Origin of the sequence: Yoonia maritima, from assembly GCF_043641945.1 — a bacterium.
Classification (GTDB): domain Bacteria; phylum Pseudomonadota; class Alphaproteobacteria; order Rhodobacterales; family Rhodobacteraceae; genus Yoonia; species Yoonia maritima_B.
The window spans coordinates 262,692-283,875 of record NZ_JBHZRX010000003.1 but is presented as its reverse complement, the minus strand read 5'-3'; the positions used below and the strand labels follow the sequence as shown (position 1 = coordinate 283,875).

The 21,184-nt window shown below is 55.6% G+C and carries 18 protein-coding genes; 12 read left to right on the top strand and 6 right to left on the bottom strand.

Features of this window, described 5'->3' with window-relative positions; all coding sequences use genetic code 11:
- The first annotated feature begins 63 nt into the window (after positions 1-63).
- The 3 genes from truA to ACHUEV_RS08000 all read left to right on the top strand — a co-directional run bounded on the left by truA (position 64) and on the right by ACHUEV_RS08000 (position 6,971).
- Positions 64-831 (top strand): tRNA pseudouridine(38-40) synthase TruA, encoded by a 768-nt coding sequence (gene truA / locus ACHUEV_RS08010; RefSeq protein ID WP_394178702.1) that lies wholly within the window; start codon positions 64-66, stop codon positions 829-831.
- A 102-nt stretch (positions 832-933) separates the two neighbouring features.
- Positions 934-2,709 (top strand): autotransporter assembly complex protein TamA, encoded by a 1,776-nt coding sequence (locus ACHUEV_RS08005; protein WP_394178700.1) that lies wholly within the window; start codon positions 934-936, stop codon positions 2,707-2,709.
- Positions 2,706-6,971, top strand: a complete 4,266-nt coding sequence (locus ACHUEV_RS08000) for a translocation/assembly module TamB domain-containing protein (RefSeq protein WP_394178698.1) — start codon at positions 2,706-2,708, stop codon at positions 6,969-6,971. Before ACHUEV_RS08005 ends, ACHUEV_RS08000 begins: the two co-directional genes overlap by 4 nt.
- Positions 6,972-6,985: 14 nt before the next feature.
- Here the strand turns inward: ACHUEV_RS08000 and dapB are convergent, their stop codons facing one another.
- A complete protein-coding gene (dapB, locus tag ACHUEV_RS07995) occupies positions 6,986-7,795 on the bottom strand; it encodes a 4-hydroxy-tetrahydrodipicolinate reductase (RefSeq protein WP_394178696.1) in 810 nt (269 codons plus the stop codon).
- A gap of 97 nt (positions 7,796-7,892) precedes the next feature.
- On the opposite strand from dapB, the gene rbfA reads away from it, so the two are divergent.
- Together rbfA and ACHUEV_RS07985 are read left to right on the top strand one after the other, a co-directional pair.
- Positions 7,893-8,288 carry a 30S ribosome-binding factor RbfA gene (gene rbfA / locus ACHUEV_RS07990; RefSeq protein ID WP_106746183.1) on the top strand — a complete coding sequence of 132 codons (396 nt, stop codon included), beginning with the start codon at positions 7,893-7,895 and terminating at the stop codon, positions 8,286-8,288.
- The gene (locus tag ACHUEV_RS07985) at positions 8,288-9,004 is read left to right on the top strand and encodes a phosphodiester glycosidase family protein (RefSeq protein ID WP_394178693.1); all 717 of its coding nucleotides are present in this window, start codon (positions 8,288-8,290) and stop codon (positions 9,002-9,004) included. Before rbfA ends, ACHUEV_RS07985 begins: the two co-directional genes overlap by 1 nt.
- Here ACHUEV_RS07985 and ACHUEV_RS07980 read toward each other — a convergent pair.
- The gene (locus tag ACHUEV_RS07980) at positions 8,971-9,405 is read right to left on the bottom strand and encodes an NUDIX hydrolase (protein ID WP_394178691.1); all 435 of its coding nucleotides are present in this window, start codon (positions 9,403-9,405) and stop codon (positions 8,971-8,973) included. The genes ACHUEV_RS07985 and ACHUEV_RS07980 overlap by 34 nt on opposite strands.
- Complete coding sequence (locus ACHUEV_RS07975; RefSeq protein ID WP_394178689.1) at positions 9,402-10,031, bottom strand: GDSL-type esterase/lipase family protein; 630 nt, start codon at positions 10,029-10,031, stop codon at positions 9,402-9,404. The genes ACHUEV_RS07980 and ACHUEV_RS07975 overlap by 4 nt, the downstream gene beginning before the upstream one ends.
- A 107-nt stretch (positions 10,032-10,138) precedes the next feature.
- On the opposite strand from ACHUEV_RS07975, the gene ACHUEV_RS07970 reads away from it, so the two are divergent.
- The 3 genes from ACHUEV_RS07970 to ACHUEV_RS07960 are packed head-to-tail and all read left to right on the top strand — an operon-like array spanning position 10,139 to position 11,895.
- Entirely contained in the window at positions 10,139-11,050 is a 912-nt protein-coding gene (locus ACHUEV_RS07970) for a tetratricopeptide repeat protein (RefSeq protein WP_394178687.1), read from the top strand.
- A gap of 27 nt (positions 11,051-11,077) precedes the next feature.
- Complete coding sequence (locus ACHUEV_RS07965) at positions 11,078-11,719, top strand: LON peptidase substrate-binding domain-containing protein (RefSeq protein WP_394178685.1); 642 nt, start codon at positions 11,078-11,080, stop codon at positions 11,717-11,719.
- Entirely contained in the window at positions 11,716-11,895 is a 180-nt protein-coding gene (locus ACHUEV_RS07960) for a Trm112 family protein (RefSeq protein ID WP_394178683.1), read from the top strand. The genes ACHUEV_RS07965 and ACHUEV_RS07960 overlap by 4 nt, the downstream gene beginning before the upstream one ends.
- Here the strand turns inward: ACHUEV_RS07960 and ACHUEV_RS07955 are convergent, their stop codons facing one another.
- From ACHUEV_RS07955 to ACHUEV_RS07945, 3 genes are all read right to left on the bottom strand, one after another.
- Complete coding sequence (locus ACHUEV_RS07955) at positions 11,896-12,453, bottom strand: hypothetical protein (RefSeq protein ID WP_394178681.1); 558 nt, start codon at positions 12,451-12,453, stop codon at positions 11,896-11,898.
- 69 nt (positions 12,454-12,522) lie between these two features.
- Entirely contained in the window at positions 12,523-13,272 is a 750-nt protein-coding gene (map, locus tag ACHUEV_RS07950) for a type I methionyl aminopeptidase (protein WP_394178679.1), read from the bottom strand.
- Positions 13,273-13,278: 6 nt separating this feature from the next.
- Positions 13,279-14,526 (bottom strand): UbiH/UbiF/VisC/COQ6 family ubiquinone biosynthesis hydroxylase, encoded by a 1,248-nt coding sequence (locus ACHUEV_RS07945; RefSeq protein WP_394178677.1) that lies wholly within the window; start codon positions 14,524-14,526, stop codon positions 13,279-13,281.
- A gap of 331 nt (positions 14,527-14,857) precedes the next feature.
- Between ACHUEV_RS07945 and ACHUEV_RS07940 the strand changes: the two genes are divergently transcribed.
- The 4 genes from ACHUEV_RS07940 to ACHUEV_RS07925 all read left to right on the top strand — a co-directional run bounded on the left by ACHUEV_RS07940 (position 14,858) and on the right by ACHUEV_RS07925 (position 20,957).
- Positions 14,858-15,088 carry a hypothetical protein gene (locus tag ACHUEV_RS07940; RefSeq protein ID WP_394178675.1) on the top strand — a complete coding sequence of 77 codons (231 nt, stop codon included), beginning with the start codon at positions 14,858-14,860 and terminating at the stop codon, positions 15,086-15,088.
- A gap of 157 nt (positions 15,089-15,245) precedes the next feature.
- On the top strand, positions 15,246-16,574 hold the full coding sequence (locus ACHUEV_RS07935; protein WP_394178673.1) for an amidase: 1,329 nt from the start codon (positions 15,246-15,248) through the stop codon (positions 16,572-16,574).
- A gap of 106 nt (positions 16,575-16,680) precedes the next feature.
- Positions 16,681-17,856, top strand: coding sequence for an aminotransferase class I/II-fold pyridoxal phosphate-dependent enzyme (locus ACHUEV_RS07930; protein WP_394178671.1), 1,176 nt, complete (start codon positions 16,681-16,683; stop codon positions 17,854-17,856).
- Between the two features lie 11 nt (positions 17,857-17,867).
- Positions 17,868-20,957, top strand: coding sequence for a DNA translocase FtsK (locus tag ACHUEV_RS07925; RefSeq protein ID WP_394178669.1), 3,090 nt, complete (start codon positions 17,868-17,870; stop codon positions 20,955-20,957).
- Positions 20,958-21,184 lie beyond the last annotated feature (227 nt).

Here is a 21,184-nt window from a genome sequence, read left to right as displayed (position 1 = left end):
AGGGCTGAGTTCGGCGGATGTGTAGGGATTGATTTTACGCCCTCTCGCCCCTAATCGGGGTGAATGCCACGTTATGCCCTTCTTGTTGAATATCTCGGTGCGCCCTTCAAAGGGTGGCAACGCCAAAATGACCAGCCGTCTGTGCAGGGCACAATCGAAGCTGCCTTGGCGAAACTGGAACCGCGTGCCCAAACAATCAGCGCTGCGGGTCGGACCGATGCAGGCGTTCATGCGACAGGGCAGGTTGCCCATTGCGATATGGAACGTGACTGGGACCCGTTTCGGCTGAACGAAGCGTTGAACTATCACCTCAAGCCGCATCCCGTAGCGATTGTGAATTGTGCGCGGGTCGATGACGAATGGCATGCGCGTTTCAACGCGCTGGAACGTCAGTACGTCTTCCGCTTAGTCTCTCGGCGCGCACCACTCACTTTCGAGGCCGGGCAGATGTGGCGGGTCAATTATCAGTTGGATGTCAAAGCCATGCAAGCGGGCGCAGATCGTTTGATCGGACTGCATGATTTCACGACCTTCAGATCATCGATCTGTCAGGCCCAAAGCCCTGTAAAGACGTTGGATGAGCTTCGGATCGAAGAGATTCAGCACGCGAATGGTACCGAATATCGGTTCCATGTCCGCGCCCGGTCATTCTTGCATAATCAGGTGCGTAGCTTTGTTGGAACGCTTGAACGTGTTGGCGCGGGGGCGTGGACCCCGGACGATGTGACTGCTGCTTTGCAAGCCAAAGATCGTGCGGCATGTGGTCCAGTATCTCCACCACAGGGGTTATACTTGGCTGGAGTGCAATACCCGATTGATCCCTTTGCCTGATCACAACTTGCGCGTATGTGAATGGTAAATGTTCCGATGCTTGTTTAGTGTCTATAGGAACCAATCCATGGTGAACCGGTTAGCCAGTGTAGGGGGCAACAAGTGACCGATCTAAAGTGGCTCGTTTTAGGTTTGGTGTGCGCGGCCAATGCCGTGCATGCGCAAGATGTTAAGCTAAATAGTAACCGCGCCCGTGGTGCGCTGGACGATGCGTCTTTGTTGCGTGCCTTGGATGATACTGCGGCACCGCAAGATTATATTGCTGCAGCGCGTGCTGATTACCGTAGGCTTTTGACCGCACTTTACGCCGAAGGATACTATGCTGGTCAGATTTCGATCACCGTAAACGGTATCGAAGCGTCAAACATCGCGCCATTATCGGCACCTTCAAGCATTTCAGAAGTCATCATAAACGTGACGCCCGGGCCACGCTTTACTTTTGGCAAAGTCTCAATTGCTCCTTTGCCACCGGGTACAGAGCTGCCTCAAGACCTTGGGCCACGCCGAACCGCGCGATCTGGTCGGATTTCTTCTGCGGTTTCGTCTGGTCTGAATAGCTGGCGTGATCAAGGATATGCGACTGCAAAAGTCACGTCACAACGCGTCACAGCGCGCCATCAGGACGAAAAGCTGGATGTTGCAGTGGCGCTTGATACTGGTCCGCTCGTTCGCTTTGGTGACCTATCGGTAGGTGGAAACGAAAACGTTAGCACTGCACGTGTACGTCAGATTGCGGGCTTGCCTACAGGCGAAGTGTATTCGCCCGCCGAGATTGATGCAGCCGAACGCCGGTTGCGTCGGACAGGTACATTTGACAGCGTTGCTTTGACCCGAGAGGACGGCCTTAGCGAAGGTAACGTGCTGCCAATGAAAGTGCAGCTTGATGAGGCCAAGCCGCGCCGTTTCGGTTTCGGCCTAGAGATGTCAACGATTGACGGTTTGACCGTTTCGTCGTTCTGGCTGCACCGCAATCTGCTTGGCGGTGCTGAAAGATTGCGCGTCGACGTAGAAGTCGCTGGTATCGACGGTGAAACCGGCGGGACAGATTACAGTATCCGCGGTAATTTCACTCGGCCTGCGACATTTGGGCCGGACACGGAATTCTTTCTTACGTCGGAACTGTCCCGCGAGGATGAACCCGATTACCTGATCGACAAATTCGCGATTGAGACGGGTTTTTCACGTATTTTAAGCGAAGAATTGACCGTCCGGGTGGGCGTTGGTTTGCTAACTGCGCGTGAAGAAAGCGATCTTGGTACGCGTGAATACACCCTTTTGACGCTGCCATTGGACGCAACATACGACCGTCGCGATAGCGAAACGAACGCTAAGCAAGGTTATTATCTGGACCTGTCCGCCACACCATTTGTCAGTCTTGGAACTGAAATCAAGGGTGTGCGATTGTTCGGCGATACGCGTGGCTACTACAGTCTTGGTGAAGAGCAACAGCTGACCTTTGCTGGTCGCTTGCAATTCGGCAGCATTGTTGGTGCCGACATCGACGAAGCACCTGCAGACTATCTGTTCTACTCTGGTGGTGGTGGGACCGTGCGTGGGCAACCGTATAAATCTTTGGGCATCGATAGCGTTCAGAGCGGAAGTGCGGTTACGACTGGTGGCACCTCCTTTGCTGGTGCCCAGCTTGAGGCGCGCTATCTCGTTCGGGAAAAAATTTCTTTGGTTGGGTTTTATGATGTCGGGCAGGTCGGCGACACTGATCTACCGCTAGAAAATGGCGATTGGCATGCAGGTGCAGGCATTGGTTTACGTTATGAAACCGGGATCGGGCCGATCCGGCTGGATATTGGCACGCAGGCGAGCGGCGATAACGTCGGTAAAGACGTGCAGGTTTACATCGGGATTGGACAAGCGTTTTGAGAAAGTTTCTGCCGCTCATATGTGCGCTGCTTTTGCCCTCAGCTGTGGTCGCGCAAACCCAAGAGGAAGAAGACAAGGGTTACCTGACAGAACTGATCGAAGAGAATCTGTCTGGCGTCAGCCGTGACGTGAACATCATCGGTTTTCAGGGCGCCCTTAGTTCGAACGCTTCAATTGACGTGCTGACAGTGGCTGATGCCGAGGGTGTTTGGCTGACCTTGGAAGATGTTGTTCTGGTGTGGAGCCGCAGTGCGCTGTTACGTGGTGCGATCGATATCGAAGAACTGAGCGCCGAACGTATCGTCGTATCGCGCCCCCCCGTATCCGAGGGAACCGCGTCAGGTCCCGCTGCCGAAGCGACGCCATTTGCCTTGCCTGAATTGCCAGTCAGCATTGCGCTTGACCAACTAAGCGTCGACCGGATTGAGCTGGGTGAGGCGTTCTTGGGCGAACCCATTGCCGTGAGCCTATCCGGGCAGGCGTCGTTGGGCGGTGGTGAAGGTGATGCAAGCGTAATTGCCACCCGGTTAGGCGATAAATCGGGCGTATTTGAAATCAACGGAGCTTATTCGAACGCCACCCGTGTTCTTGATTTGCTTTTGAACCTCGAAGAAGGGCCAGATGGTATTGCCGCCCGTATTCTTGATTTACCCGGACGGCCCGCGATCAAGCTCGCTGTTGAAGGTAACGCGCCAATCGATGACTATAACGCAACCCTTGCAATCGCGACCGAGGGCCAAGACCGCCTGACTGGCACGTTTGGGCTGTTGAATGCTGACGGTCAGCAGCGCATTGACCTGAATGTTGGCGGCGATATTTCACCCTTGTTCAATCCAGAATACCAAGGGTTCTTTGGCACCGACGCACAGCTTTCGGCCCAAGCGGTATTGTCAGATACAGGCCGCGTCGACATCCCCGCCATTGCGTTGGACGCTGGTCGCGTAAGGTTGTCCGGCGCCTTGCAAATTGGGGACGAAGGCTGGCCAGAGCTTATTGATCTCACAGGTGCAATTACCCCGGTCACAGACGAGGCTGTATTGTTGCCGCTGTCGGGTCCGAAAACCTATGTGAATGGTGTCGATCTTGCGATCAGCTACGATGTATCTGTCGCCGATGATTGGCGCGCGGATATTTCGGTTCTTGGCTTCGACCGACCCGGATTGTTGATCGACGATCTTAGCTTGCGTGGTGGCGGGATACTCAAACCCGGCGAGGGTGATTTGATCGGGCAGGTGACTGCGAACCTTGCCTATGGCGCAAAAGGGCTTCAGCTTGACGATGCCGGGGCGGCTCGTGCTTTTGGTGATCGGATCGAAGGCGTGCTTACTGCCTCCCGTATCGAAGACGAACCGACCGAGATTGGCCAATTCACCCTAAGCGGCGCGGGCATTGATATTCGCGCTAGCGGCAATGTTGACGGGCCAAAGTCAGGCTTTCAGTCGTCAATCGTCGCCAACGTGAAGGTTGCAGGCCTTGAGCGGTTTTCGACACTTGCCGGGAATGAGCTGGGCGGTGCGGCAAACGTTGATCTTCAGGCTGCGCTGACACCGTTGGATGGTTTGTACAGCGTTGCTTTGACAGGGCAGACGACAGATTTATCGATTGGTATTGAGCAGGCTGATGCTGTTCTTGCTGGGGCGGGTACAATTGCCGCTACAGCGGTGCGCGACACCGAAGGCACCCGGCTAGAGTCACTGCAAATCCAAACGCCTGCTGCCGGGGTTACGGCGACGGCTTCGTTGACCAGTGAACAAACCGCTGCGCAATTCAATGCCATACTGCGCGACGTCAGCAAAGTCATGCCCGATCTGATTGGTCGTGCGACAGTGGCAGGCGACGTTAAGCGTGATGCAGATGGCGTGATTGATATCACCGTTAACGGTACTGCACCTGCGACGACGTTTTCGGGTGGTGCAACGGTTAACCCATCCGAGAATGGCCAGACGGTAAATGGACAGTTGCGCGCTGCGGTATCCGATCTGTCGCGTTATGCAGCAATTGCAGGTCGGCCTTTGGCGGGTGCTGCGAATGTCACGGCGAATGGTGTGTTGCTAAGCGATCAATTGCGCTTTGACGTCAATGTGGAGGGCGAGACCCAAGACTTGGTCACGGGCATCGAACGTGCCGACCCGCTGCTTGCTGGTGCAGGTCAATTCAGCGTTTCTGTTGCGCATCCAACAGCAGATTCATACCTGATTTCTGACCTGTCGGTGCTAACCCCAGCGATGGTTCTGCGTGGCGACGCAGGGTTGCGTGCCGAAGGCGCGACAACCGCTGACATAGACCTACGTCTGTTCGACGCCGCCGTTCTAGAACCTAGCTTGAGCGGTCCAATTGCGCTGACGTTAAACGCGGTTCCAGGCGTCGGGAAAACCACTGATACAGTTCTACGCTTAACCGGACCGGACACGAATATCGCGCTTGATGCGACGGTTGCCGCACCCGAAGACAGTTACGAAGTTTCGGGCGATTTGACTGCTGATGCGGCAGACTTGGGTGTCTTCGCAGCACTTGTCGGGCAGCCTTTGTCAGGTGGTATTTCGCTAACGGCGTCGGGTAGCGTTCTGCCTGATCTTAGCCGCTTTGATGCAAACGTTAAGGCGCGTAGCGAAAACCTGAGCATCGGCAACCCTACCGTCGATCCGTTGATCGCAGGGACCGGGCGGGTAAATGCGACCGTCGGTCTGTCCGAAGGTGTGCTGGCAGTTCGCACGCTCGAGGTTTCAACGCCTCAGGTATCAATCGTGGGTGCATTGAATGGTGCGACTGGATACGGACAAGGTAGGTTTAACGCCAGTTTGCGCGATGTCGGTGTTCTGACTGATCAGATCAGCGGCCCAATTCGGGCGACTGGATCTGCATCACTGGACGAAGCCGGGAACTGGGGCATTGATGCCACGGGTACTGGGCCCGGCGGGTTACGTGCCGATATCAGCGGTCAAGTTAACCAAAGTGGCCGTATGGATTTAGATATCAATGGCAGCGCGCCGCTTGCGCTGGCGAACGCAGCAATTGATCCACGGCGCTTAAGCGGAACGGCTAATTTCAATCTGGGTATAAATGGGCAGCCCGAACTGTCTTCGCTGAATGGTCGCGTAACATTTGTGGACGGACGACTGACCGCGCCGACCTTAAAGCAAGCGCTATCAGATATTGGTGGTCAGATCAGCTTAAGTGGCGATGATGCGCAGTTTGATCTGCGTGCTCAAGTCGAAGGCGGCGGGAGCATATCTGTCCGTGGCCCTCTTGGCCTGACAGGTACAAAACAAGCTGATCTTGCCCTCGTTTTCGACAATGTCGTGCAGCAAGACCCAGAGCTATATTCCACATCGGTGAATGGCACGATTACCATGAAGGGGCCGGTGGATGGCGGTGCGCGCATCGCAGGGCGGCTGACATTGGGGCAAACCGATATTCAGGTGCCGTCATCTAGCATCAGTTCGCTTGGTGATCTGCCTGATGTGGTGCACGTGGGTGAAAGCACCGCCGTTAGGCAAACGCTGCTGCGGGCAGGCGTACTTAAGACCGCAAGCAGCGACAGTGGTTCTGGCGGTGGTTCAAAGCGAGCTTACCCGTTGAACATTGTCGTCGACGCACCATCGCGAATTTTTATTCGCGGTCGGGGGCTTGATGCAGAACTTGGTGGCCGGCTGACCATCGGGGGGACAACGGCGAATGTGGTACCTGTTGGCCGGTTTGAATTGATGCGTGGGCGCATCGATATTCTGCAACAGCGGTTCGACCTGACCGAAGGCAGCGCGACAATGCAGGGAGATTTTGCGCCATACATCCGGCTTGTCGCGACAACTCAGTCCACGACGGGAACAACGATCAACATTATCGTTGAGGGGCCTGCGAACGAACCCGAAGTCACTTTTGAATCAGTCCCAGAATTGCCTCAGGACGAAGTCCTTTCGCAGCTTATCTTTGGTCGCGACCTGCAAAGCATCAGCCCGCTTCAGGCGGTTCAGTTGGCTTCGGCGATCAGCACTCTTGCTGGTAAGGGCGGCGGTGCTGTGGACCGCTTACGTGAAAATATTGGGCTAGATGATTTTGACGTCACAACAGACGAAGAAGGCAATGCAGCCGTGCGTGGCGGTAAATACCTGTCCGAGAACGTCTATACCGATGTTACGATCACCAGCGAAGGCGAGACAGAAATCAACCTGAACCTAGATATCACCAACGAGATCACCGCCAAAGGCAGCGTTGATCAAGATGGTGAAACCAGTGTCGGTGTGTTCTTTGAACGGGACTATTGACCGAGCTCAGTGATTTACAGCCCAAGAACATCCATCATGTCATATTCGCCTGGTCCTTTGTCCTGACCCCAAAGCGCGGCCTTGAGCGCACCGCGTGCAAAGATCGCGCGGTCAGTCGCGAGGTGACGTAGAACGATACGTTCACCGGCGGCTGCGAACATCACGTCGTGTTCGCCAACGATATCACCACCGCGGATCGCACTAAAGCCGATGTCGCCACGTTTGCGTGCGCCTGTGATCCCGTCGCGCCCGCTATCGCGTACATCCTTTAGATCGACACCGCGGCCTTCTGCTGCCGCTTCGCCTAGCATCAGGGCGGTGCCTGATGGGGCATCGACTTTATGATGGTGGTGGGCTTCGATCACTTCGATATCAAAATCTTCGTCCAATGCGGCGGCAACCTTTTGGGTCAATTTTACCAGTAGGTTCACACCAAGCGACATGTTCCCCGCACGAACCACAACGGCGTGGCGCGCAGCGGCGTTAATTGCGGCAAGATCATCATCAGTCAGCCCAGTCGTGCCGATCACATGCACCGCGCGGGCTTGGGCGGCGAGTTCCGCAAAAGCAACGGTCGCGGCAGGTGCTGTGAAATCAATAACAGCCTGCGCCTTGGCAAAGGCTTCTAGCGCGTCGTCAGTTACGGTAACGCCAACTGGCTGACCGCCCATCGCGGTGCCAACGTCCTGACCAATCCATTCGTGTCCAGCACGATCAACCACGCCGACCAAGCGGCATTTGTCCGACGCAAGAACCGTGTTGATCAGCATCTGGCCCATTTTGCCTGATCCGCCGGTGATTACGATGCCTGGAGTATCTGTCATTGGTTTGTTCCTTCGCGTTTGTTCCCTATTAGCCATGGTTTGCCGCTGACGCAAAGCCTTGCTTGGCTTTGGCGCAGAAGAGGCATAAATGTGGGACATGGCAAAGAAATCAAATCGCGACGGCAAGGCACCCACACAACGTATGTTGCGCGTGGGCGAACAGTTTCGTCGCATCCTATCCGAAGTTCTGCAACGTGGTGACGTGCATGACCCTGAACTTAACCGCATGTCCATCACCGTGGGCGAGGTGCGCATGACGCCGGACCTTAGCATCGCAACGGCGTTCATTCTGCCGCTTGGTGGGCAAGGCAAAGAAGAAGCCTTGGCTGCGATGCGTCGTAACCGCTATGAAATTCGCCATCTTGTGGTGAAGGGCGGCACGATGAAGTTCGCACCTGAACTGCGGTTCGAAATTGATGGTACGTTCGATCAAATGGACGCGACCCGCGCCCTGTTGGCCGAAGACCACGTGCGTCAGGACATCGACGACTAATGCGCGCGGTGGCGTTTGCGTTGGTTTGGATGGCCGCCCCGGCGGCAGCTGTCACCTGCGCAGACGTATCTTACGAAGGCAACAGCTACACCACCTGCAGCGTTGACGCGGCGACCGAAGACCTGCGGTTATTCCTTCGCGATGACGAAGGCGCAGTGCTGGGCAGTTTTTCGGCCGTTGATGATTTCGCGACAGAAGGCACGCTTGTCTTTGCGATGAACGCCGGGATGTACCACGATGATCGTGCGCCCGTCGGTCACTACATTGAAAACGGTATCGAAGAAATGCGCGTGATCCCAAACGCGGGACCGGGAAACTTTGGACTGCTACCCAATGGCGTGTTCTGCCTTACCGATGACGCCGCGCAGATTTATGAAACTCTTGATTATTTGGATAGAACGCCTGAATGCCGCGATGCGACGCAATCTGGCCCAATGCTCGTGATTGATGGTGACCTGCATCCACGGTTCTTGGTCGACAGCACGTCTCGCTATCTGCGGAATGGGGTTGGGGTCACGGAAGACGGCGCAACAGCCGTATTCGCGATTTCCAACAACGCAGTGACATTCCACGAATTTGGCAGCTTCTTCCGCGATTTCTTGAAACTACCCAACGCGCTGTATTTTGACGGCAAAGTCTCGCGGCTTTATTCTACCGACCTTCGGCGCTCGGACTTTGGATTTCAGCTAGGCCCGATGGTTGGGGTGGTCGAGTAGACGGATTGCGCCAGCGCGATGACTTCTACGACATCGGCGCTTGTTCTTAGTGCGGGAACCTTAGCGATCTCAAACCACTTTGCTTCGTTTACATCGTCGGATGCGTTTGGCGTGCCTGATCGATAGGTGCATAGGACGGCTGCTAGCAAGAAATGATGTTCGATAGTCCCATTCGTATCATGTGTGATGATGTCGAGGTTTGTTAGATAACATGCGGGTTCTGCGACGATGGCCGTTTCTTCAAATAACTCGCGAGCAGCCGCGTCCAGCGCCGTTTCACCGAATTCAACATGCCCACCCGGAAAACCCCACAGCCCGGCATCGGGTTCGTTTTTTCGCTGGGCAAGCAGCACGTGGTCGCCGCGAAGCACCACGGCGATGGCAGCAAGTTTAGGGATCATAGCGCCGCGGCCACCGCATGGCCTAGGGTGATTTGGGCGTCAGCATCAAAGTGCACGCCGTCGATTTGGCTTGGTCCGATATGCTGGCCCGCGTCCAAGAATTTAGCACCCCAATGTGCCGAAAGCCCGGCATAAAGCGGCGCAAGCTGAGCTGACTTGGCCGCCGCGCCATAGAACACGTCAGAGATTGGCCCTTGTTCAAGCACCAAAGGTGGACAGATCAGCAAGACTTCGAAGCCGCTGTGTCTTGTTTGGTATTCTTCGGAATTTGCGATGGCGAGAAGGCCCGCGATCCCTGCAGCAACGCCTTCGGCGGTCAGGCCAAAATGTGCCTTCAGATCATTCGTGCCGAGCATAATCGTCAGCACATCAATGGGTCCGTGGCTTTCTAGCGCAATCCGTAGCCCCAGCTGCCCGTTCATGTGCGGACCCATCGTTGGGTCGGCATAGGCGGCGGTACGTCCGGGGAGCCCTTCCTCGACCAGCTCCCAGTCTGATCCAAGATCAGCAAGCGCCACCGTTGGCCACCGGGTTTCACGGCCATAGCGTGCATATACCCCGCGCTTCTGGATCGGTGGCGTTCCATGCGTGTTACTGTCGCCAAATGTCATCAATGTTTTTGTCATGTCTGCACGCTATGTGTGGAAACGTTATTGGTAAAGTGTCATTGCCTCTTGGCCTATCGTGCAGGAACGCACATATATGCGGTAACAAACGTATAAGGAGACAGAACATGCTGGAATTGGACGCCACCCCACAGGCCCCCGCTGATCTGATCAAAGACGCGACCGACGCGACATTCGCGGCGGACGTTATCGAAGCATCGCAAACCGTACCCGTTATCGTGGATTTCTGGGCGCCTTGGTGCGGCCCATGTAAAACGCTTGGCCCCGCAATCGAGGCCGCCGTGACCAAGGCAGGCGGGCGCGTTAAATTGGTTAAGGTCGATGTCGATGCGAACCAAGCCTACGCGGGTCAGTTGCAGGTTCAGTCGATCCCAACGGTATATGCATTCTTTCAAGGACGCCCCGTCGATGGTTTCCAAGGTGCTTTGCCACCATCCGAGATTGAGGCATTCGTCGAAAAAATCGCGGCACTTGGCGGTGATCCAGAGGCTGAAGGGCTTTCTGCTGCTATCGAGGCCGCAGACCAGATGCTAGAAGAGGGCGCAGTCGCTGACGCGGCTGAAACCTTTGCTGCGATCCTGCAAGAAGAACCAAATAGTGCGCCGGCTTATGCTGGGCTGGTCCGTTCTTATCTGGCATTGGATGACGTTGATCAGGCCGAGGCTATCTTGAACGGTGCCCCTGCAGAGATTTCGGATGATCCGTTGCTTGAAGCAGCGCATGCACAAATTACCCTTGCCCGCGAGGCAGCGAACGCTGGTCCTGTTGCGGATCTGCAGGCCGCGGTCGAGGCTGACCCGGCAAACCATCAGGCCCGGTTTGATCTGGCAATTGCACTGCATGCAAACGGTCAAGTCGAAGAATCGGTCGATCAGCTGCTCGAACTATTCCGCCGTGATCGCGATTGGAACGATGGGGCCGCCAAGGCGCAGTTGTTCACAATTTTCGACGCCAGAGAGGCCAAAGACCCAATTGTTTTGAATGGCCGCCGGAAATTGTCATCGTTGATATTTGCATGATCGGCGTATCGGCCTAGGTTATCTGCCATGATACCAATCGCAGACCTGCCTGACGTCATTCCAGTGTTTCCTCTCCCGGGCGCGTTGCTTTTGCCGCGCGCACGGTTGCCGCTACATCTGTTCGAACCGCGCTATCTGGCGATGTTGGATGACGTGCTGAAAACATCGCACCGGCTGATTGGCATGGTGCAACCCTATGCACGCCCCGATGACAGTAGTCGGCTGCACACCATCGGTTGCGCTGGACGGATCACTGCCTTTTCCGAAACGGAAGATGGGCGCTATATGATCACCCTATCTGGCGTATCGCGGTTTCGGATCGCGAACGAGGTTGACGGCTTTACGCCCTATCGCCGCTGCAAAGTCGATTGGAAAGGCTTTGACCGTGACCTTGGCGCAGCCGAGAAAGACCCCGGTTTTGAGCGCGAGCCGTTTATGAAAACGCTCGGTCGGTTCTTCGAAGACAAGGGCCTGTCTACTGATTGGGACAGCTTGGGTGATGCTGACGATGAGCTGCTGATCAATTCGCTCGCTATGCTGTGCCCCTTCGACCCCGAAGACAAACAAGCCTTGCTTGAGGCACCCTCACTCACAACGCGCCGCGAGACGCTCACAACACTAATCCAATTCGCCCTACGTGGCGGATCAGGGGACGAGATATTACAATGACAGAACCACAGTTTGACCCAAAGATGCTAGAGGCCTTGGTCTGCCCGATGACCCAAGCCACGCTGACCTATGACGCAGAAAAACAAGAGTTAGTGTCGAAAAATGCTAAACTTGCTTTCCCTATTCGCAATGGCATCCCCGTGATGCTGGTGGACGAAGCGCGTAAGCTGGATTGATCAGTACGTTCTACGCGTTTCGTTGTAAGGCACACCGGATTCTCCAATTTTCTTAGCAAGCCAACTTAGGCTTATCCCTGAATAATCCTTGAGCTCAATTGACGGGGTGCCACCGTTAAAGTGCACCCAGTAACTGCGCAGATCAGATTGTTCATACCGCTCAAGCGTGCGAAATTCGACTTCTTTGATGTCTGCTAGTTTTGCATGGAAACCGGTTTCTTTGCCGTGCGCATGTTGCGGCACATGCCAAAGCAAATCGTCAGACGTTAGGCGAAAATGCCAGTATCCAGACGGTTTGCGCGACCGATATGCAAAAAGGGCTTCTTTGATAAGATTATATGCCCCAGTGCAGACCAAGAAAATACCAAGAATGCTCCAGAAGTTGAGGTCGCCAATGTCGTCGATCGACATCCCAAGGCCAAAGCTGTCCGGAATTAGGCGCAAGCCAAAATAGATAAGCCCGATGGCCATTAAGGGAACGAAAATAAATCGTGTAACCATCCGCCGTTTAGCTGATCGGCGGATATCGAAAAAAGGCGGTGTGACTTCGTCGGGCATCCGTTTCTCAAAACGTCGTGATTCTTCGGGACCAGACTACATCAGACCTCCGTTCAGTCTAGTCCGTGCTTAACTGGGCATGGTCACAACAATCGCGCCCTTGTCCGTCGCGACAACAGTATGCTCATATTGAACAACGGGTGCCTGAGGTTCGCTGTAAAGTGTCCATCCGTCATCACCGTCAGTCGCCCACATGCCGCCCTTGGACAAGAATGGTTCGACGGTTAAAACCAGCCCCTTGCTGATCCGTCGCCTGTCACTGCGGGTCGGCCATGTTGCGATTTCTGTCGGATATTCATGAAGCGATCTACCAACGCCGTGACTGGCGAGGTTACGGATCAGCGTATAGTTTTGATCTGCTGCAAAGCGTCCGATCGCGTTACCGATATTCGCAAGCGGCCGGTTGCTGCGCACCTCTTTGATCCCAATCTGCATTGCGCGTTTGCCGTCGCGGCACAGCTGATCCAACGAGGGGCGGACCTTGCCAACGCGGAATGTTGCGCCGGTATCAGCGAACAGCCCATTCTTTGACGCGGATACATCGATATTGACCAGATCGCCGGACGCAATAACGCGGTCGCCCGGAATGCCGTGGGCGATTTCTTCGTTCACGCTAATGCATGTTGCGCCGGGAAAGTCATAGGCGGATTGCGGGGCAGATACCGCGCCTTCCCGCTCCAGCAGCTTTCGGCCGATGTCGTCTAGCTCAGCGGTGGTCATGCCGGATTCGATTGCGTTGGCCATCGTGTGCATTGTGTTGGAAACGATGCGGCCAATTTCCTTTAGGCCGTCTAGTTCGTCCTCTTTGGTAATGGTCATTGATGGCTACCCCTGCATTAACCTTGGCAAATCACCGGTTAGCCCGGCTGCTTCGCGGATGAACCCGCGACGTAGACCTGGGATGGCGTTGACTGCGCCCATGCCGATATCACGCGCGGCGCGTAGCAGTGGGTTATCGTTGGAAAACAGTCGATTGAACGTGTCAGTGGCAAGCGCGAGCGTCGCCGTGTCAAACCGCCGCCATTGTTGGTAGCGTTCCAAAACTTGCGGGCCGCCGATGTCTTCGCCGCGTGCGCGTGCGTCTGATAGGACCTCGGCCAAAGCAGCCACGTCGCGTAGTCCAGCGTTCAATCCTTGCCCCGCAATAGGGTGCATCCCGTGGGCGGCATCCCCTACCAGCGCGAGGCGATCACCGATCAGGCTGTTGGCGAGCGTGAGGCCTAGCGGATAGGTGAAACGTGCGCCGGTCAGGCTGATTTGGCCAAGGAAACTGCCGAAGGCGGGGCGTAGCGCATCAAGGAAATCTTCGTCATTCATCGCGGCAAGTTCGGTGGCGCGGGCGTCGGTTTCGCTCCACACGATTGAACTGCGATTTTCGGTAAGCGGCAGGATGGCAAGCGGGCCACCGGGCATGAAGAACTGGTGCGCGATACCGCCGTGCGGTTTGTCGTGGGCGACGGCGCAGACTACGGCGGTTTGGCCGTATCCCCAGCCAGTCCGTTTGATCCCGGCGCGTTCGGCGGTGCCGCTGCGGCGGCCATCAGATCCTACCAGAATTTGTCCAGTTACCACCTTGCCAGAGGCGAGCGTTACGCTGGCTTGGGCGTTCTGGATTGCCTGTGAAATAACGGTTTCTTTGGAGAGTTGGGTGATCAAAGGTTCCTCTGCCATCGCGTCCAGAAACGCGCGGCGCAGGTGGCGATCTTCGACCATGAAACCCATCGGGCCTTCTTCGATTTCGGCGTGATCGAAATGCAGCATCCACGGGCTCGGCCCTTCGCCAGCGCGGCCATCGGTGACCTTGATTTCCAACATCGGCTGGGCGTCATCGTCGACGGCATCCCATACACCGATGCCCTGCAATAGGCGTTTCGACGACAGCGCCAAAGCATAGCTGCGCCCATCAAAATCAGGGCGTTTGCGCCGATCAATGGCCAAGCTGTCGATGATTGTCACAGCAAAGCCTGCCTGTGCAGCGGCCAGTGCCAAGGCCGGGCCGTTCAGCCCGCCACCTACGATGATGATATCCGTATCCATAGGGCGTAATATGACCCTGCACGCCAGATTGTCCATGCGATCCTTGGCCGCTGCGGTGACCACCGTACGGTGGTTTTTGCAGTTTAGCGCGAATCGTGGGTTAACGCGTTATTTTGTTAGGAAATGAGCGGTCGGCGATGCGTCGGATTTACGTCGGCAAAGCGTCGGGCATGTTTGGCGGCGGAGGCGTGGTTAAGCGGGCGTGCGGTGGGGCTGGAAGGGATTTTCGATTGTTCAAGAATGTCAGTGCATCAGTGGCCATGGATGCAAACATCACGGAATGTCTGCTTGGAACCCAAATTGACAGGCTGATCTTCTTAGGATTAGCTCCAATTCCATCGCTCGCATTTACCAGACTGGAAAAAATTTGCCTGATATTCAGAAAGCTACAATCTTTGTAGGCGACTTTGATGACCATCCGTCGCACAATTACATTTGGGTGCAAAACTGGCTGAATAAATGGCGCGATCATGTCGTAGTGGAAAGGTATTCGACTGGTGGCTGGGAACATATTTGGGATGTGTCAGGTCCCAATGAAGCGATAAAGGAAATTTCGGAAGCGCTCCTCTGTGCTAGTGAATGGGCCGGAGAATTATAAGGAAAACCGCAGAAATAATATTTCGTTAGATGGTTACTTCGTCCCATGATGCAAACACCGTGTTAGCCTCAGGGTCGCAATGTGCTAGGCGTCGTGTTTCCTCGATTGTTCTCCGTTTTCCTCCCCGCTAGGGTCGCAGTAAGACAGGAGAATTCACATGCAAGACTGGCGATGGATGACGGCGGCTGATTTGGGTCGTGCGATTGGGGCGGGGGAGATTGATCCGGTTGCTCTGACGGATGTGTATCTGGATGCCATTGATGCGCATGAGTTCCGAGATCGTATTTTTGCGCGGGTGACGCATAATCGTGCGCGGGCCGAGGCGGCTGCTGCGTCTGAGCGCGCGAAATCTGGGTTTCGTCGTGGGCCGTTGGATGGTGTGCCTGTGTCTTGGAAAGACCTGTTTGATACCGCTGGTGTCGCGACCGAGGCGGGGACTGCGTTGATGGAGGGCCGTGTGCCGACGCAGGATGCGTTGGTTTTGCAAAATGCCACTGCCGCCGGGTTGGTTTGCCTTGGTAAAACCCACATGTCCGAGATCGCGTTTTCGGGGCTTGGGCTTAACCCGATCACGGCAACGCCGCCTTGTGTGAACGACCATGAAGCGGTTGCTGGTGGGTCGTCTTCGGGCGCTGCGACTTCGGTTGCGTTTGGGTTGGCGGCGGCTGGAATAGGGTCTGATACAGGCGGATCAGTGCGTATCCCGTCTGCTTGGAACGATCTGGTTGGTTTGAAAACCACGCATGGGCGGTTGTCGCTGGATGGCGTTGTACCGCTTTGCCTGACCTTTGATACGGTAGGCCCGTTGTGCCGGTCGGTCGAGGATGCCGCGCTTTTGTATGCTGCGTTGGAAGGTGAGAAAGCCGTTGATTTGGGGCACACAGATTTAAAGGGTGTTCGGTTGATGGTGTTGGATACCATCGTTCCCGATGACGTGCGTGATGCGCCGCGGGCGGCGTTCCAAAGTGCGGTTGAACGGTTGCAGAACGCTGGCGCGATTGTTGAGCACCGCTATTTCTCGCAGCTTTTTGATGCGTTCAATGTGGCGGGAAATCTATACGCCGCAGATAGCTATGGCTGGTGGCGTGATCTGGTTGAGGCGAACCCAGAAAAGATGTTCCCGCAGATTTTGGAGCGCGTCCGTGGTGGCAAGGATGTGAGCGGTCCTGATTACGTTGCCGGTTGGAACCTGCTGCGTGATATCCGTAAGCAATACGCAGCCGAGGTCGCGCAGTTTGATGCGGTGATTATGCCGACGGCGCCGATATTGCCGCCGCATGCTGATCGGCTGTTGTCGGACGATGAATATTATAAGGCCGAGAACCTGTTGGCGCTGCGTAATACACGTGTGGCGAACCTGCTTGATTTGACGTCTGTGACTTTGCCCACTGGCGTTCCATCCTGCGGGATCATGTTTAATGGGCAAAATGGCGGCGAGGCCGCGCTGTTGCGCCTGTGTGCCGCCGCTGAACAAGCGCTGGCGTAAAAGCCACAAAATCACAACGATTCGCCGCTAGTTCTGGACAGACAGGGTGGCATCACGCTACTTTGGTAAAAAACGGGGCGAAATGATCCCGTGAATTGAGGCAGTTATGGTGTTCCCCGAGCGGTTTTCGAACCTCCCGGTTGCGACGTGGCCCCGTTTGCGTGCGTTACTTGACGTACCGACAACGGCCTCGGACGTGATCAATATGACGATTGGCGAACCGCGCCATGCGTTTCCTGCGTTCGTGGGCGATATCCTTGCGGCCAATTTGCAGGGCTTTGCAAAGTATCCGAACAATAACGGCACTGATGATTTGCTTGATGCGATCGCCGGGTTTTTGAACCGCCGTTACGGGCTGGACCTTGCACATGACCAAATCCTGACGCTGAACGGTACGCGCGAAGGGCTGTATAACGCTGCGATGGCGTTGAGCCCTGAAGAAAAGAACGGCCAGCCTGTCATTTTGACGCCGAACCCGTTTTATCAGGTGTATGCTGTTGCCGCGCTGTCGGTCGGGGCTGAACCGATTTATGTTCCGGCGACCGAAAGCAGCGGTCACTTGCCCGATTTCCATGCGCTGTCGGATGACGTTCTGGCGCGCACGACGATTGCGTATATCTGTTCGCCGGCCAACCCACAGGGTGCGGTGGCTGATGCGGAATATTGGCGCGCGTTGATCACGCTGGCCGAAAAGCATGGCTTCGTCATTTTTGCTGATGAATGCTATTCTGAGATTTATCGCGACACGCCGCCAGTTGGTGCATTGCAAATCGCGACCGAGATGGGTGCAGATCCTGATCGGGTGGTGATTTTTCATTCGCTGTCGAAACGGTCGAACCTGCCGGGTTTGCGGTCTGGGTTCTGTGCTGGTGGTACAAAATCCATCGCGCGTATTCGGCAGCTACGCGCCTTTGCGGGCGCACCTTTGCCAGAGCCGCTGCAGGCAGTTGCAGCCAAGGTCTGGGATGACGAAGCGCATGTCGAAGAAAATCGCGCGCTTTATCATCAGAAATACGAAATCGCGGATCAGATATTCGGGCAGGTGCCGGGATATCAATCGCCACAGGCGGGTTTCTTTCTATGGCTGCCTGTTGAAAACGGCGAAGCTGCAGCAATGAAGCTATGGCAGGAAACAGGTGTTCGGGTTCTGCCCGGCGCGTACCTAAGTCGCGATGTCGCGGGTGAGAACCCCGGCGCAGGTTACATTCGGGTCGCAATGGTGGCCCCAACACAAGAAATGCAGCGCGGACTGACTTTGATCCGTGACTGTTTGTATGGTTGAGGACGGTAAAGATGGCATCATATCAAACACGGCAGCGGGACCCTCTTTTGGATAGTGCAACGCAAGCAGCGCTTGAAAAGCGCAGCAAAGAATTGCTGGGTCTTGGGCTTGGCTTTGTTGGCCTGATCATTGCCATGATCGTCGGTAGCTATTCGCCTGACGACCCCAGCTGGATTTCTGCGACTGATGCCCCTGTCCAAAACTGGCTGGGCCATTTTGGTGCGTCTATTGCTGCGCCGATAATGATGGTTGTTGGTCTTGGAATTTGGGTTGTGCCTGTGCTGCTAATCGCTTGGGGTGCGCGTTTTGTGCTGCACCACGGTCAAGACCGTGCGATGGGCCGCATCATTTTTGCCCCTGTCGCGATAGTTGTTGGTGCTGTCTATGCGGCGACGCTGACCCCGGGCACTGAATGGCCCGCCAATTTTGGCATGGGTGGTCTTTTTGGTGATACTGTCTTGGGTGTTATCCTGACCATCGTTCCGTTTGGCGCAGTTTTTGGCGTTAAGCTGCTGTCGTTACTGACAGGCGTTGCTCTGGTTGCTTTGATGGCTTTTGCGCTTGGGTTTACTCGGCCTGAGTTGCGTATTGCTGGGCGGTTCCTGCTGCTTGGGACAGTGATGCTGTATGCGACACTGCTTAAGCTTGTTGGCAAGGGCGCTGCATTGTCTGCAAAGGCTGCACAGGGCATGAACGCCAACCTGCAAACATATCGCGCCACCGCAGCGGAGCGCAGGGCAACAACTGATTTCATGGATGAAGATGTGTTAGAGGACACGTTTGCCGATCCAGCTCCAAGCGTACCCGATTTTAAGGCCCGTGCTGCCGCAGTTGTTCGTGCACGCCCTGCCATGCCTGTGTCTGAACCACCGGTGACTGGTGGTGCACCAAAGATGCCACCTGCGCCGCCCTTAACCGCGTCGCGCAACATCGAAGCACCGCGTGTTGAGGCGCAGCCTGTCGCAATGCCAGAACCAGCACCTGCAACTGGCGGGAGCTTTCTATCTGGCCTGTTGAAGCGCAATGACCCAATGCCAGAGCCAGAGTTGGTGACGCCTGCGCCGATTGAGCCAATCGCGCCGCTCGCCAATGACTCTGAGCGGGTTAGCACACGTATCGCCAATGCGATTAAGGCGCGTGAGATCCCCCCTTCGCCGACTGGTGTACGTATTGAGCCGTCACTGACGGCTGGTCGCGGTCCTAAACCGCTTGTCTTTGGTAATCGCGAAGAGCCTGTCGTTGCCGCGCAGCCTGCTGTTCAGGAACCCATGCCCGCACCTGCACCAGCGCCTGTGCAAGAACGCGCGCCAATCGCCGAGCTTGAGCCGATGCCAGAGCTGGATGATGAGGACACAACGCAGCCAAACATGGACGCGGCACCTTATGTTGCAGCGCCACATATGCCGATTCCACCGGCGCATGTTCCCGTAGCACCAGCTGCTACGGCGCGGGTTGCTGCGGCACCGGTTGCTGCACCGACGCCTGAACCACGTGCCGTCGTTCAGCATCCGCCAAAGCGTGCGCCACAGCCATCGCGCCAAGCAAAGGCAGAAGCCCAACCTGCATTGGCGTTTGACGACAAATACGCAGATTACGAGCACCCGCCACTTAATCTATTGATGAACCCAATTGATGTTCAGCGCCATCACCTGAGCGATGATGCGCTGGAACAGAATGCGCGCATGTTGGAAAGCGTGCTGGATGACTATGGTGTTAAAGGCGAAATCACATCCGTGCGCCCCGGCCCCGTTGTTACCATGTACGAGCTTGAGCCTGCACCGGGTTTGAAAGCGAGCCGTGTTATCGGCCTGTCTGACGATATCGCGCGTTCGATGTCTGCACTTGCTGCACGTGTATCAACCGTGCCGGGTCGTACCGTGATCGGTATCGAATTGCCTAACGAGAACCGTGAAAAGGTTGTGCTGCGCGAAATCCTTTCGCACCGTGATTTTGGTGATGGTAACCAAAAGCTACCGCTTGCGCTGGGCAAAGACATTGGCGGCGAGCCTATCGTTGCGAACCTTGCAAAGATGCCTCACCTATTGATCGCGGGTACCACAGGTTCAGGTAAATCGGTGGCGATCAACACGATGATCCTGTCGCTGCTTTACAAGCTGACGCCCGAAGAATGCCGCATGATCATGATCGACCCCAAGATGCTGGAACTGTCCGTATATGACGGCATTCCGCACCTGTTGTCCCCGGTTGTGACTGACCCGAAAAAGGCAGTTGTTGCGCTGAAGTGGGTCGTGGGCGAGATGGAAGAGCGTTACCGCAAGATGTCCAAAATGGGCGTGCGGAACATTGATGGCTACAACGGCCGCGTCAAAGACGCGCTGTCCAAGAACGAGATGTTCAGCCGCACTGTCCAAACCGGGTTTGACGATGAAACGGGCGATCCGGTGTTCGAGACCGAAGAGTTTGCGCCAGAGGTGCTGCCTTACATCGTCGTGATCGTCGATGAGATGGCTGACCTGATGATGGTTGCTGGTAAAGAGATCGAGGCCTGCATTCAGCGCCTTGCGCAGATGGCGCGTGCGTCGGGTATTCACCTGATCATGGCAACACAGCGTCCGTCGGTTGACGTTATCACCGGTACGATCAAGGCGAACTTCCCAACTCGGATTTCATTCCAAGTGACGTCGAAAATCGATAGCCGCACGATCCTTGGTGAAATGGGTGCTGAGCAGCTGTTGGGCATGGGTGACATGCTTTATATGGCGGGCGGCTCCAAGATTACCCGCGTCCATGGTCCGTTTGTCAGCGATGAAGAAGTCGAAGAAATCGTGAACCACCTTAAGGGCTTTGGTCCGCCAGAATACATGTCTGGTGTTGTCGAAGGCCCGTCAGAGGAAGCCGAAAGCAGCATTGATCTGGTGCTTGGCCTTGGCGATGGGTCCGATAGTGAAAACGCGCTGTATGACACGGCAGTCGCGATTGTGATCAAAGACCGCAAATGTTCGACCTCGTATATCCAGCGCAAACTGGCGATTGGTTACAACAAGGCTGCACGTCTGGTTGAGCAGATGGAAGACGAAGGTGTGGTCAGTTCGGCTAACCACGTTGGTAAGCGCGAGATCTTGGTGCCTGAACAGCATTAACGCGCCGGTCACCGTCTAACCGGATGGAAGCGTAACTCTTACCGTAGCCGCTGAAGTTTTTCGGCGGCTACTTTGTTTTGCGAACCTCGCTGCTGCGATGGGTGTCAGTTCTCAGCATACGACTGTTGGGTTAATTGCTATCCGTTCGGAGAGGTAGAATACGGCATTCTCTTATGTCACAATATTCACTTAATCATTGCTCAGCTCATAGCTGATGTTGCCATGGG